A 13,166-nucleotide genomic window follows, 5' to 3' on the forward strand; every position below is an offset into this window, starting at 1 on the left:
CCGTCATGAAATAGACCAGGTTGTGTGCTTAGACCGTTTTTTCAATCGTTCTCATTTACAGGGAAACGGAATCTCGCCATACGTCAGTTGGCACCTATATCCCGGAGTCAGGTCTTGTCTCTTGCGGCAGAAGGCGAGACCTGACTCCGAGGTTCGTACGCCGGCCCCGAAAGTGCGCGTCACGCACGACCGTGGTCTGTTCCTCATTTTTTCACCGCAACAGAGCGGCATTGATTTCAAGCTGCGCTATTGGCTGCCCGAATGTGCCCTGACCGCATTGCGGCCCGCCGCTTTTGCCTCGTAAAGCGCGGCATCGGCACGGCGGACGATGTCGTCGATGCCGGCGTCATCCGGATGGCATCGGCACAGCCCGGCGCTCATGGACAAGTTGACGCTGCCGTGCGGCGCGTGCAGGCTCACCTGGTTCACCTCGCCGCGAATTTTCTCGGCCAGCACGATCGCCCCGACCCGGGGCGTACCAGGCAGCAGCAGCCTGAATTCATCGCCTCCCGTTCGGGCAAAAATATCCTGCTCGCGCAGATTGTGCCTGACGATCTGGACGAATTTCCGCAGCGCGTCATCGCCCGCTTCGTGACCGAGCGTGTCGTTGATTTTCTTAAGGCGATCGAGATCCAGCACCAGCAGGGAGAACGCCTCACCCGTGCGCTTGAAGCGCGCGAACTCCTGGTTGGCCAGTTCGTAGAAGGTGCGCAGATTCACCGCGCCGGTCAGGAAATCCTCGCGGGCTGCCTGCGCGAGTTCGTCTTCCTGACGCTTGCGCTCGGTGATGTCGAGGATCACCCCCGAGATGCCGTCGGGCTGGCCGTCCGCATCGTAAAACACCGACTTGTAGAAGATGACATCGTGGACGCTGCCGTCGGCGTAGCACACGTTGGTTTCGTAGGTTTGCGTGCCGCCGTCGGCCAGCAAATCGCGATCGGCCTTCTCGTAGATGGCGGCCAGCTCGGCGGGGGCAACGTCATGAACCGTCGCGCCGATGATCCTGGTACGCGACAGGCCGATGTATTTCTCGAAGGCGCGGTTGCAGGCAATGTAGCGGCAGTCCGCGTCCTTGATGAAGATCGGGCTGGGCAGCATGTCGATCGCATTCTGGATCCGCCGGACGATATCCAGGTCAGTGTGCTCGTTTCTCAACCCAGCAACCTCCATTCTTCTTCATTCCTGTGCACCTCAACGCAGCGCCAACCTGCGACTGAATCAAAAGCGCCAACTTGAACTGATTCATCAAATTTTGCCCTTCGCGCGCCGCCGCCTGGTGTCGAACGAGGCCCCTGCTCCCACGCCCGCAGCACGCCCCTCATGGCAGGGCGCAGCGCCGAAGTCGCGTAGACGTTGTCGGAGCGGGAGGAATCGCATGGCGGCGGATGGTAGCACGGGGAATGCCGGCGACTGCGGAGCGGTCTGGCCGCCATCGGCCATGTGTTGAGCACGCCCCGCTCGGGACGTCCCCGTCCTACGCGCATGCTGCCCGGACGTCACCCTTCAAGCCGGTCGCGGCATTCGAATCAGAACAGCCACTGTCCCACGGCCTGACCCGCGACAGCCCGATAGCCTGAGGCCACTTCGCCATCCAGTTGCACGGTGAAGGTGAAAGCGCGGGATTTCCGGAAAACCAGGGCCGCGCCCACATTGTAGGTGTTGCTTGCCAGATCCTGGCCGGGCGTGACAAATGCTGCGCCGCCGCCGGTAAAGCTTGCAGTCGAATTCAGCCCGTCGTTCTGGAGATCATGCCGCCAGTTCACATGGGCCGAAGGCGTCAGTTTGGTGCCATTGGCCAGTTCGGCCCGGGTTGAGACGCTGACGCCCAGAATGCTCCGAACCCGTGAGGCGGACGCATCCTGCACCGTCATGGACAGGGCGCCAGCGCCGGACTCCGTGTAGCCGTCCTGCTTGAGGCGGTTCCATTCCAGTCCGGCCATGGGCGTCAGGGTCGTGTTGCCGTTCAAGGCAAACGGCCAGCCCGCACTGACGCGCGCGGCCATCTGGTCGCCGCCAAAATCGGCATGGGCCACGCCGGAAACCGTGGTGTTACGGCTGCTGCCGTATTGTTGGCGGGCATAGGCCGCCATGCCATCCAGGTACCACAGGCCAAAATTGCGGCTGGCGTAGGCGGTGGCCTGATACACGTCGATGTCCGTGCTGTCGCCACTGCGGAAGTCGTTCATGCTGACGCCGGTCCTGGCGTAGGTCAGCGCGCCACCCACCACCCAATCGTTGTCCAGCAAGGTATCGGTGCCGAACGTCATGCCCCAGGTGGTGCTGTCGTAGCCCGCATATCCAGCCTGCTGATCCTGATTGTCGTGCGCGCCAAAGCCCTTCATCCATACGCTGCGCTTCTTGCTGCCGTCGGCGTCCAGCAGCCCCGCCATGTCGCCGCTGGATGCCACCTTGAGCTTGCCCTTGTTCAGCTCGTCCACCAGCCCCACCACAAAGCCCTGCTGGCGCACGCCTTCCAGACGAACCGCCACGCTGTCGAGCGCACCGTTCACCGTCTGGTTCGCCGCCACGCGCACTGCGCGGCCGGTGTCCGGCGCGATGCGGCGCAGCGCGGCGGCCTGCTCGCTGGCGCCCATGGCGTTGAGCGTATCGATAGCGGCGATCATGTTGGGATCCGTCGCGGTGCCCGACAGCACATCCAGCTCGCCCGCCGCATTGCCGCCGACCGGGCCGGCGTTGGCGCGGAACAGCGGCGTCGTGACGGCACCCGTCACGGTGATGACCAGATCCTGCGTGTTGGTGATGTCCTGCGCGAAGGTGAATCCGCTGGTGAGAGAGGTGATGCTGCTCGACAAGGTGGGGACAACCGGCTGGCCGCTGTTGAAATCGACGATCGTATATTGCGTGCCATTGCTGAGTGTCACGCCGTTGGCGACGCGCATCCGGACCTGCAGCGCGACAGGCAACTGCGACATGCCCATCATCCCGTTGTATGACGCGCGAATACAGCCGGCCGTGTTGCCGCCGGCCGTGCAACTGGTCTGTCCGCCCGCCGCGGTGATGGTGCTGACCAGGGCCAGGGTTCCGCCTGAGTTGGTGTTGAAGTACCCGCTATTCGTCGTCAACGCGTTGCCCTGCAGGTCGAGTGTGGAGATTTTTCCTGTGTTCGGGGCCTTCCAGTCAAAGTTGTTGGAGGCCGATATATCTCCTCCCAGCACGACCGTGGCGCTATAGGGGAGCCCGTTGCTGCCATTGTTAATAATGAAATTCGACGTGTGGACGTCACCGTTGAAGGTGTAGACATTCCCGTCCGCCAGCCTTGAGGTTGCCGCTCCATAATCGCTCCCTGTGCTCACATAGCCCATTGGTGTCCCGGCTGTGCCGATGTTGCCGTTGAAGGTGACGGTGCCGTTGAGGTGCAATTCACCCGAGCCGGTCACGTCGCCGGTAATCAAGGGGGTGGAAATTGCCGCGCCGACATAACTGGTGAAATTGATGGCCGGGCTTGCGTTCGGGTCGGTCGTAATCTCCACCCCGCCCCCGGAAATCGTGACGGTTGCAGCATGTGCCATGGAGGCCAGTGCGATGAACACGGCCGCTGCGAGGGGCTTGAGTGGATGCATGATGCCTTCTTGGGGGTGGGGACTGCGCTCAATCCCTTGTGGGTGGGCTATTTCAGAAAAGCAGAAGCGCTCCTCTTATACGTCAGTGCGCGCCACTTTCTTGAGGCCACGGGACTGCGAACGCCGATCTTTACCGGCCTGCCGAGACAGCAATCAACCCATTCGATGTCAGGCCTTGCGAGGCAATACGTCAAGCAAGACCTGACCCGTGGTCTCTGCGGTCTCAGAAATTGAATCGAACCTGAGCTGACCCCATGGTTTCTGCCCCAGGAATTCGCACGGCAGAACGGAAAATACCTGCGCTATGGCAGATAGTGCGCCGCCGCCCGCTCGACGAGGCCGCCGGCATCGAAGAACAGCACTTCAATCACGGGGCCACGCACGCCGTTGTAGTGGATCGCCACGCTGTCCGCTCCGGCAAATATCGCCAGCAGTTCGAAGTGCAGGTCGGGGACGCGCGACAGGGCCTGTCTCCAGTAGTCCCCCACCGCGCGTTTTCCCTTGAGCACGCCGCCCGGTTCGCCCGCGATCACGGCAATATGCGGGGAAGACATCACGAAGTCCTCGCTGTAGTGCGACAGTATCCGGTCCAGGTCATGGCTGTTCCAGGCTTCGATCCACTCCTTGCCGACTCTGTCGGCTTGCGCTTTCGTGATCACGTGTCCTCCGATTCCAGATGTACGTTCCCAATTCTCGTGCCGAATCCAGCAGCCGACGCAGTGCGCGCGCCCCGCGTTCCGTTCGGCCATAGCGGACCGCGTACATGATGCCACCCCGGCCCACGCCCAGATCATGCAGTGCCCGGTCGCTCAACGCGCCGAGTTCGGACTCGGCCCGCCAGCAGGCCATGGCAACATACAGGCGCCGCAGGATTCTGCGTACAAGCCTCCGGATATAGCGCCTGCGCAAGGCTTCCGCCCGGCGCACAAGCTGCCGGACATCCGCGTTTCCTTCATGCCGTGTGTTGCCGTCCATGCCCGGAATACTAGGCAGGCGCGGCACCTCAATACAGATGCAGAAAAACCGATTTTGTTAGGTTACAGTTGCACACGGACCCCAACTGTATCCATAAGGATCGGCATCGCGTGTACTGCATCCGGGCATGGGACTGGCCCTACACTGGCCACACAGGAGGCTGCAATGAACTTGTACGAAAACCTCGCGACGCACGTGAAGAACGCCATCCGCCAGGGCGTATACCAGCCCGGTGACCGCCTGCCCTCGGTCAGAAGGCTGTCCGAACAGCACCGGGTCAGCCAGAACACGGCCGTGTCGGCCTACCGGCTGCTGGAAAGCCACGGCTGGCTGGAAGCCCGGCCGCAGTCCGGCTTCTTTGCACGCCACCCCGAATCCTCGCTGCCTCCCGCAAAAGGCAACGACAGTGCCGAAGGCCCCTGCACGGTCAGCGTCACCGAGGTCGCCCTGCGCCTGTGCCGCAACGCGCTTCGGCCCGACCTCGTTTCGCTGGGTGCGGCCACCCCCCACCCCGACTATCTTCCGCTGGCCGACCTGCGCGCCGCGTTCAACCGTTGCCTGCGCGACAGCAACGACGTCGCCAGCCGCTACAGCTTCCCCCCCGGAGAAGAGCCCCTGCGGATACGGATCGCGCAACGCGCCGCCGAACGCGGCTGTGCCTTCGGCCCGGACGACGTGGTCATCACCGACGGTTGCCAGGAAGCCCTGAACCTCGCCCTGCGCGCCGTGGCCAAGGCCGGCGACATCATCGCCATCGAGAGCCCCGCCTTCTTCGGCACCCTCCAGGCGATCGAGTCCCTGGGCATGCAGGCGCTGGAAATCCCCAGCGACCCAGTCGAAGGCATCAGCCTCGACGCCCTGGCCCTGGCGCTGGAACGCTGGCCGGTCAAGGCCGTGACCGTCGTGAGCAATTTCAGCAACCCCACCGGCAGCCTCATGCCCGACGCCCACAAGACCCGGCTGGTGAAGATGCTTGCCGCGCGCGGCATTCCGCTCATCGAGGACGACATCTACGGCGACCTCGCGCATGGACGCCAGCGGCCCCGTCCGGCCAAGGCCTATGACCACGCGGACAACGTCCTGCTCTGCGCCTCGTTCTCCAAGACCATCGCTCCCGGATACCGCGTCGGCTGGATCGTGCCGGGACGCTGGCGCAAGGCCGTCGAGCACCTGAAGTACGTCAGCACCCTGTCCAGCGCCACCCTGCCGCAACTGGCCGTGGCCCACTATCTGGCAGACGGTCGCTACGAACGCCACCTGAACAAGGTGCGCCGCACCTACGCCGACAACCTGGCACGCATGCAGGCGCACATCGCACGGCATTTTCCGGCCGGCACCCGGACATCGCGCCCCGACGGCGGCTTCGTGCTCTGGGTCGAACTGCCGGAGCAGACCGATACCCTCGCCCTCCACGACAAGGCGCTGCGGCAAGGCATCAGCTTCACCCCGGGCAACCTCTTCTCGCCGCAGGGCCGCTATCGCAACTGCTTGCGGCTGGCTGCCGCCCTGCCCTGGGATGCGCGGGTGGAACAGGCGCTGGAAGCACTCGGCAAACTGGCCCGGCGCGCCTAGCCGGACACAAACCATCACCGGGAGAAATCGCCATGACGCACCCCACCCCTGTCGCCCTCGATGCCCTCGGCATTCCACCGCGCGGCCGTCCCTCGACCTACCCCCAGTCGATCCAGGCTTTTCTGGGCGAACGGCTGGCGGGACGCGAGAAGCGCGCCCTGGGCGATGCCTTCGGCCTGACGAACTTCGGCGTCAACCTCACGCGCCTGGCCCCCGGCGCGGTCTCGGCCTTGCGCCATGCGCATTCCCGGCAGGACGAGCTGATCTACATCCTCGCCGGATCGCCCACCCTGCGCACCAACGAAGGCAGCGTGCGCCTGGCGCCCGGCATGTGCGCCGGCTTCAAGGCAGGCACCGGCAATGCCAGCCAACTGCTGAACGAAACCGGCGAAGACGTGCTGTATCTGGAAATCGGCGACCGCTCGCCGGGCGACGAAGTCACCTACCCCGACGACGACCTGTTCGCCACCTTCGCCGATGGCCAGTGGCGCTTCTTCCACCAGGATGGCACGCCGTATTGAGCGGGCGCGCGGGTCGATCACGCCGGTCCGGAGCATCAAGCGCACAAAAGATCGCGGAACCTTCTATTTTTCGTGCGGCTGCCTAATATCACTTCTGGATCCTGGCGGGGGTTCCTCCTCGCAGTCGCTTTTCCTTTCCCCGCTTAAGCTGGGTTTCTCGATCCACCCGACGCCCAGAACCCGCATCCCGCTTTTGCCGCGAGGAGACGAAATGAAACAGATTTCAAGGACGCAACTTAAAAAGGCCGTGATTGCTGCCGAAGCCGAGCGCATCAGCAGCTTATCGGTGTCACGGCCGGATTTTGGCCAATCTGCCAAGCTCGCCAGCAACGCGCGCGCAGCGGAAAAACTCGGCACGCGTTTCTTAAAAGCCGCAGGGATGGATGCGGCAAAACTGCAAGCCATCGCAGCAGGGCGCGAAGCGGAACAAACGCGCATGATCGAGAAGCATAAAGCAGACGCGCTCAAGCGTGCCGCGCGGCAACAGAAGACGCTGCGGGCCACGTTAATCGCACAAAGCGAAGCACTGGCGCAGTCGGTCGCGGGCGATTTCTTTCCCTATCCTTCATTCAATTTGGACACGCCGTTTTTGATCTGGAGCACTCCGCTCCTGGATATCGACTCGGCGGCAATCCCGTTCGGCAGCTCGGCCAAATTCCGATTGGCCACCTCGCAATACCAGGGCGTGCAGAAAGTCGGCTTTTATTTCTACTGGGCCAATCCGTTTCAGGACTATGCCGTCATCAATGCCGCAACGTTCATGTCGGCGAACGGCCATTTGCGCGCGCATGCCCCGTGGACCATCGGCGTGAATACCAGCGAGGTGACGGCAACAGCGCAGCTCGGTTTGTCGTTTGGCTGGCCTCGGCCCGGTACCTACCAGGAGACAGAGGGTGTCTACCTTGGCGGCACCGGCGCATTCGCCCAAACCTTCATCGGCGGCGACAGCAACGCCACCACGATTTCTGCCGGCGTGAGCTTGAATCGTACGATGTTCGCAGTCCCACCGCGCGAGGTCGTGGTGTTCGAAGTCGCGTTGCTGGTTGATTACAAAAACGACGACGGCAACATCGAGGTCGACTTTGCCAAGGGAAGCTTCAATATCACCTGCCCGGTGGTGGTGTTCTCGATCTTGAATTCACCGCCCCAACTGAGGAAAAAGGGGCGATTGGACACGTGTTAAAGCGCGAAACACGAACGAGCAAGGAATCAGGTTGAACTGACCCCATTTATTGGAAGCCGCTCGCTGGAATTCACTGCATCCGTGTCGCCTTGGTTCACGACGCGATCGATTGAGTGGTCAGTGGTAAGGTGAGCGCTACCGTCCATCCCCGAAGCCCATCGCATGACCGATGCAGACCTACCTATTCCGGTCCACCGTTTCCACCTGCTCAAGGGCTTTGCGGCTGCAGCCGTGGTAGTCGTGGTCTGGTCCGGGTTCAACATCGTCTCCCGGCTGGGCGGCCGCAGTCCGCTTACGCCCTACGACATGGCAGCCATACGGTTTGTCTTCTCGGGAATCGTGTGTCTTCCCTTTGTGTTGGCCCGATGGCGCCGCCTCAAGTGGCCGCGGCTTGCCGTGCTGGCCGCGTTTGGCGGCTTGATTTACGGGTTACTGGTCTACTCGGGCTTTTCCCTTGCGCCGGCCGCGCATGCGGGCATTCTGGTCAATGGCGGCATTCCCTTTGCGAGTGCATTGATCGCCTGGCTCGTACTCGGGCATCGCCCTGGCATCCGGACCGAATTTGCCCTGTTGGTCGCAGGCTTGGGAATCGTGTTGATTGGCATACACAGCCTGGGGCAGCTTTCCGGTGCACCCGCCCATCAATGGGTGGGGGATGTGTTCTTTCTCCTGGCCGCAATCAGCTACGCATGCTTTGGCTTATTGCTCAAGCATTGGCAGGTCTCCCCCCTCGAAGCCACGATCGGCATCGCCGTGATTGCCATGGTCTGCTACACGCCGGTTTATCTCCTGTTCCTGCCCAAGGCCATCACCACCGTTTCCCCGTCCTTCATACTGTTGCAAGGCGTTTATCAAGGCATCCTGGCCGCCTCGATTGCCGGCTTGCTCTTCGCCTACGCCATCCACAACATCGGGCCGCAAAAGGCAACGCTCATGCTGGCCATGGTTCCTGGCATCTCGGCGGTGGCGGCCGTGCCATTGTTGAAGGAATCCCTCGATGCCGTGACCATTTCCGGCGTCGTGCTGGTGACGATCGGCGCGGTTCTGGGCGCGACACATCAATTGGCAAAACGAGGATGAATAGGTCAGTTGAGTCTGACCTATTCATTCGATGCCAAGGCAATGGGTAACATGTGTCCAAAGGACCTGGAATTGCTTGTCACCCGGGAGATGCCATTTGGCATGCACAAGGGCCGGATCATTGCGGACCTGCCGGGCAATTACCTCAACTGGTTCGCGCGCAACGGATTCCCTCCGGGTGAAATTGGCCGTTTGCTGGCCCTGATGCAGGAAATCGATCACAACGGCCTGGCAGACATCCTCACACCGCTCCGACAGCGATCAGGCAAACCTCCCGGGCTAACTGATTAAGTGTTTTTTCAGACGGATGGAACAACGCCCCATTTGACGGGTCTTCAGCCTGCCTACGTCCCATACGGGGTAGCGCCCAAGGTTCGAAGGCGCGCTTCGAACGCTCAGTCCGATTAAACCCAGTCGTATTCAAGCTTGTATCGCACGCTTTGATGGAGAACGCATGATCCTTGCCGCAATCGTTCTGTTTTGTCTGGCGGTGGCGCTGGGCCTGTGGCTCGTGGTGCTGGGCGTGCGCTATCGACGCGGCTCCCGTGCCCTGGCGGCGGCGCACGCCGGCGCCGCCCTGCTGGGCCTGATCCTGTTGGGAAGGCATATCTTCAGCAGTCCCGTTCACATGTTGTACAACGATGCGGCGCTGCTGTTCGTTCTGGCGCTGGCCGGCGGGCTGGTTCTGCTGGTCCTGCGCATGGGCAATCGCGAGCATCGCTCGCCGCCGCCGATGATGGGCGTCAGCCTCCATGCAGCCATGGCCCTCACGGCGCTGCTGCTGTTGGTCTTGGGGTACACGCATCCCTGACCCTGGGATTCCGGACAGCGGAATCAATTCGATCTGGCACCTTGGATTGCGCTGCTGGCGTTTGCGCCTGTCGATTTGGCCCCCTCTCAAACGTCGTCCTTGTTATCGACAACCCTAAAGGAGATGACCGTGCAATTCATGATGCTGATGATTCCCGCTCTTTACCAAGGCGGCAAACCGGCACCGGACTTCAGGCCGGATCTCCGGAAAATGGAAGCGATGGGACGGTTCAACGAGGAAATGGGCAAAGCCTTGAAAATCGAATCGCTCAACGGCCTGCATCCGCTGGCCAAGGGGGCGCGCGTGTCGTTCGCCCAAGGCAAGCCCTCCGTCACCGACGGACCGTTCATCGAAGCGAAAGAAGTGTTGGGCGGTTACTGGCTGGTGGACGCGCCGTCCAAGGAAGACGTGGTGAAGTGGGCGCAGCGCTGCCCAGCTGACGAAGGCGACACCATCGAGATCCGGCAAATCTTTGGGCCCGACGATTTCACGAAATAAAGCGCGCGGCGTGAACGCGTCGCCCGGGTTCATCGAAGGCAAATCGCTCGAGCCCGGTCCGTTTGATTCATTTCGCCCGCTTCTCGTCGGCGGCCTCGAAATGATCCATCTGGTCGGCCCGGGCCTTTTTGAATGAGGGACGATCCGTGACACGCGCCACATAGGCCTCGGTCGCCGGCCGGTCGCCAAACGAACGGACGTCCGGAATGCGCAACACGTCCGCCATCAGCAGGTCTGCGACAGTGAAGCGGCCCGCCGCGAGCCATGCTCGCTCGCTCAGTACTTTTTCGAGCTGGTCGAGACGCTGGCCCATCCATGCGCCAAGGCCATTGTTCTCGTCGCCGGAGATATTCAGAAACCACCACGGTACGGTGACCATCTCGATCGAGTTGAGCGCGGCGATCGTCCATTGCAACGTTTCCGCTTCGCCAACCGGATCGCGCGGCATCAGCGTGTCGCTTTTCCGGGCCAGATGCAGCAGCCCGGCACCGCTTTCGAACATCTCCAGTTCCCCGTCGCTCAGGAACGGAACCTGGCCAAAAGGCTGGCGCGCGAGATGATTGGCATCGCAGCCGTCAAATGGAACCGTGCGGACTGCGTAGCTGAGACCGGCTTCTTCGCACGCCCACCTCAGCCTCAGGTCACGCACAAAACCACGTGGGCCTTCGGGCACCCAGTCGTAGGTCCAGATGGTCAATTCGCTCATCGCAGCAAGCCCTTCCTGTATCCAGATTGAGAATGAATCGCCGGTACGAACTGAGGTTCCAGCCGCATCAGCATGCGTACCTTATGCCAAATAGCCTGAAACGTCTCATGCCCATGCCTGGCAGGTGCGTTCTCGCAAGCGGGAAGACAGCACCTGCCTCCTCTAACCCGGCCACTTCAACTCGCGCGGGAAGCCCCGCCCCATTTTCAGACATGGCTTACACGGAATTCGGACGTCCCCTCGCTGCCAATCGTCGCCCTTATCGGCATCATTTGGCCATCGTTTCGATTAGCCATCGTGCCGCGTAATCGGCATTGGTTGACAGGGTGGCGCTGACGCAACCCTGCACACAGGACAAGCGCATGAACCCGGCCGCCGCGAAAGATCTGAGTTTCCTTTTTGACAAGGATGGTTTCTTCATCAATTCCGAACAATGGGATATCGCGCTGGCTCAGCGCATCGCGAATTCCGAGGGCATAGGAGAAATGGATGACTTGCAGCAGGAGCTGTTACTGACCTTGCGCGATGAATTCCACAAATTCGGCGCGGTCACGGCCTTGAGCCATTTTGTCACCTGAATGGCCTCGACGCGGATTGCCTGCATCAACTGTTCCGTTCCCCGCGCCAGGCATGGCGTATCGCAGGTCTGCCCAATCCGGGCGAAGAAGCCAAAGCGTACCTGGCGTGAAATCCATTCGACCCTGGCCCCTTGATTGCGCCAGAGTAAATGGAGTCCGACCTATTTACGTGGTTGCTTCGCTGCGCGCCTCCATGAACCTGGCCAGAATCGGGCCGCAAATCATACCCAGGGCCAGGCGCAGGCTTTTGCTGGGAACCACCATCGTGGTCGGACGTGACATGTAGGCGTCGGGAATGCGCCTGAGCAAATCGGGAAAATCATGGCGCTCGCGGTCGCGAAAATGGATGACGCACAGCGATTCGTCGGCCAGCGGCACGTCGCGCGCAATGAACGGGTCGGAGGTATCCACCAGCGGCATGCGCTGGATATTGATATCGGTCAGGCCGAATTGCGGAACGATGTAATGGATGTAGTCGTCCATGCGGCGCAGGATGGTTTCCACCGATTCTTCGGGCGAGCACGTGCCCTTTTTGCAGTCGCGGTGGATCTTCTGTATCCACTCCAGGTTGATGGCAGGCGCCACGCCGATCAGCAGGTCCACATGCTGGGCCACGTCGACGCCCTGGCGGCCCGTGCGACGGTCGATTTCCGGCGGAAAGTGGCGCGATTCGATCTTGCGGCGGGTCCAGGTGTTGGCCATCAGGCCGCCATGCTGCCCCTCATAGAACAGGAGATCGCTGCCCGGCTGCAGGGGTGCCCAGGGCGTGAACTCGCCAGCCTGCACCCCCAATTCCTCGCCATGCTCGGCCGTGTGCGCATACTGGCGAACCACCCCGCTGCCGCATTCGCCATAGGTCCGGAAGAACGATTCCAGCTCCTGGAAATGATTGCACTCGGGCCCGAACCAGGAAATGTTGCGGCCGCTGCTCCGCGCTTCGTCGAGCAAGGCGGCGAACTGCCGATCGGTATAACGCCGGAAACCGTCGCCATGAACGATCGCAGGTTTGATGTTCAGGCGCTCGAAAATGAACTTGAACGCGTGGCGTATCGTGGACAGGCCGGCCCCGGACGAGCCGGTCACAGCAATGATGGGATGCTGCTGGGACATGATCGGTTATTCCCCCGGATTGGCCAGAAGGCCGCAGAGCCGAAAGTTTAACCCGCGCATCCCGCGAAGAACAGAATCCGAACCTCGTGAGCCCCGGGGCTCGCCAAGCGCGTGGCGTCCATTCGAGCCCGGCCCCTTTGATTCAGGATCAGTCAACGGTTTGCCGGGCGGCCTTCAATCGTGCCCGTTCTTCCTTCAAGTGCGCCTGCGTTTCGGTGTTGATTCTGACGAATTCCAGACTCACCACCTTGCCTTCTGCCACGCTGATCTCATTGTTGCGGCTGGCAAGGATGGTTTTAATCATCACATCGCGCTGCGCCTCGGGGGTCGAGGCCGCGCGCAGTTGATGGAGCAGATCGGTCACCTGGGGATTTTCAGAGGCGAGGACAGCTTCTTTTTGGGCCATGGTCGTATTTGCCTGTAGCTCGATTGCGGTGAGGGGAACCGATGTTGATGGGCTTGCCGTCCTGCTTCATTGGGACACCCCATCCTACGCCTGTCCCTACGAATGCGTGCAATCAAGGGCCATCAAAGGGGCTGGCCCCCTTGAT

General features: G+C 61.7%; 14 protein-coding genes. 8 read left to right on the top strand and 6 right to left on the bottom strand.

All coding sequences use genetic code 11. The annotated features are described in order from the left end of the window. Nucleotides 1-246: 246 nt before the first annotated feature. The 3 genes from B058_RS16190 to B058_RS0101040 all read right to left on the bottom strand — a co-directional run bounded on the left by B058_RS16190 (nucleotide 247) and on the right by B058_RS0101040 (nucleotide 4,240). Nucleotides 247-1,170, bottom strand: a complete 924-nt coding sequence (locus B058_RS16190) for a sensor domain-containing diguanylate cyclase (protein ID WP_018506604.1) — start codon at nucleotides 1,168-1,170, stop codon at nucleotides 247-249. A 356-nt stretch (nucleotides 1,171-1,526) separates the two neighbouring features. Then, nucleotides 1,527-3,581 (bottom strand): autotransporter family protein, encoded by a 2,055-nt coding sequence (locus tag B058_RS0101030; protein WP_018506605.1) that lies wholly within the window; start codon nucleotides 3,579-3,581, stop codon nucleotides 1,527-1,529. A gap of 302 nt (nucleotides 3,582-3,883) precedes the next feature. After that, nucleotides 3,884-4,240, bottom strand: coding sequence for a nuclear transport factor 2 family protein (locus tag B058_RS0101040; RefSeq protein WP_018506607.1), 357 nt, complete (start codon nucleotides 4,238-4,240; stop codon nucleotides 3,884-3,886). Nucleotides 4,241-4,721: 481 nt separating this feature from the next. Between B058_RS0101040 and B058_RS0101045 the strand changes: the two genes are divergently transcribed. The 7 genes from B058_RS0101045 to B058_RS16195 all read left to right on the top strand — a co-directional run bounded on the left by B058_RS0101045 (nucleotide 4,722) and on the right by B058_RS16195 (nucleotide 10,221). Further along, nucleotides 4,722-6,128: an aminotransferase-like domain-containing protein gene (locus B058_RS0101045; RefSeq protein ID WP_018506608.1), complete on the top strand. Its 1,407-nt coding sequence runs from the start codon at nucleotides 4,722-4,724 to the stop codon at nucleotides 6,126-6,128. Nucleotides 6,129-6,160: 32 nt separating this feature from the next. Further along, entirely contained in the window at nucleotides 6,161-6,649 is a 489-nt protein-coding gene (locus tag B058_RS0101050; RefSeq protein WP_018506609.1) for a cupin domain-containing protein, read from the top strand. A gap of 211 nt (nucleotides 6,650-6,860) precedes the next feature. Beyond that, the gene (locus tag B058_RS0101055) at nucleotides 6,861-7,832 is read left to right on the top strand and encodes a hypothetical protein (protein ID WP_026240531.1); all 972 of its coding nucleotides are present in this window, start codon (nucleotides 6,861-6,863) and stop codon (nucleotides 7,830-7,832) included. Nucleotides 7,833-7,994: 162 nt separating this feature from the next. Then, nucleotides 7,995-8,912: a DMT family transporter gene (locus B058_RS0101060; protein ID WP_018506611.1), complete on the top strand. Its 918-nt coding sequence runs from the start codon at nucleotides 7,995-7,997 to the stop codon at nucleotides 8,910-8,912. Between the two features lie 51 nt (nucleotides 8,913-8,963). After that, nucleotides 8,964-9,203 carry a DUF3820 family protein gene (locus B058_RS0101065; RefSeq protein ID WP_026240532.1) on the top strand — a complete coding sequence of 80 codons (240 nt, stop codon included), beginning with the start codon at nucleotides 8,964-8,966 and terminating at the stop codon, nucleotides 9,201-9,203. 163 nt (nucleotides 9,204-9,366) lie between these two features. After that, entirely contained in the window at nucleotides 9,367-9,723 is a 357-nt protein-coding gene (locus B058_RS0101070; RefSeq protein ID WP_018506613.1) for a hypothetical protein, read from the top strand. Between the two features lie 123 nt (nucleotides 9,724-9,846). Then, nucleotides 9,847-10,221 carry a YciI family protein gene (locus tag B058_RS16195; RefSeq protein ID WP_018506614.1) on the top strand — a complete coding sequence of 125 codons (375 nt, stop codon included), beginning with the start codon at nucleotides 9,847-9,849 and terminating at the stop codon, nucleotides 10,219-10,221. A gap of 67 nt (nucleotides 10,222-10,288) precedes the next feature. On the opposite strand, the gene B058_RS0101080 is transcribed toward B058_RS16195, so the two are convergent. Next, the gene (locus B058_RS0101080; RefSeq protein WP_018506615.1) at nucleotides 10,289-10,927 is read right to left on the bottom strand and encodes a glutathione S-transferase family protein; all 639 of its coding nucleotides are present in this window, start codon (nucleotides 10,925-10,927) and stop codon (nucleotides 10,289-10,291) included. A 362-nt stretch (nucleotides 10,928-11,289) separates the two neighbouring features. Between B058_RS0101080 and B058_RS16200 the strand changes: the two genes are divergently transcribed. Beyond that, complete coding sequence (locus tag B058_RS16200) at nucleotides 11,290-11,505, top strand: TusE/DsrC/DsvC family sulfur relay protein (RefSeq protein WP_018506616.1); 216 nt, start codon at nucleotides 11,290-11,292, stop codon at nucleotides 11,503-11,505. Nucleotides 11,506-11,670: 165 nt separating this feature from the next. Here the strand turns inward: B058_RS16200 and B058_RS0101090 are convergent, their stop codons facing one another. Both B058_RS0101090 and B058_RS0101095 read right to left on the bottom strand, forming a co-directional pair. Next, the gene (locus B058_RS0101090; protein ID WP_018506617.1) at nucleotides 11,671-12,615 is read right to left on the bottom strand and encodes a phosphoribulokinase; all 945 of its coding nucleotides are present in this window, start codon (nucleotides 12,613-12,615) and stop codon (nucleotides 11,671-11,673) included. A 148-nt stretch (nucleotides 12,616-12,763) separates the two neighbouring features. Further along, nucleotides 12,764-13,021, bottom strand: a complete 258-nt coding sequence (locus B058_RS0101095; protein WP_018506618.1) for a hypothetical protein — start codon at nucleotides 13,019-13,021, stop codon at nucleotides 12,764-12,766. Between the last annotated feature and the right edge of the window lie 145 nt (nucleotides 13,022-13,166).

The sequence above is a fragment of the Thiobacillus thioparus DSM 505 genome (assembly GCF_000373385.1).
In the GTDB taxonomy this organism is placed as follows: domain Bacteria; phylum Pseudomonadota; class Gammaproteobacteria; order Burkholderiales; family Thiobacillaceae; genus Thiobacillus; species Thiobacillus thioparus.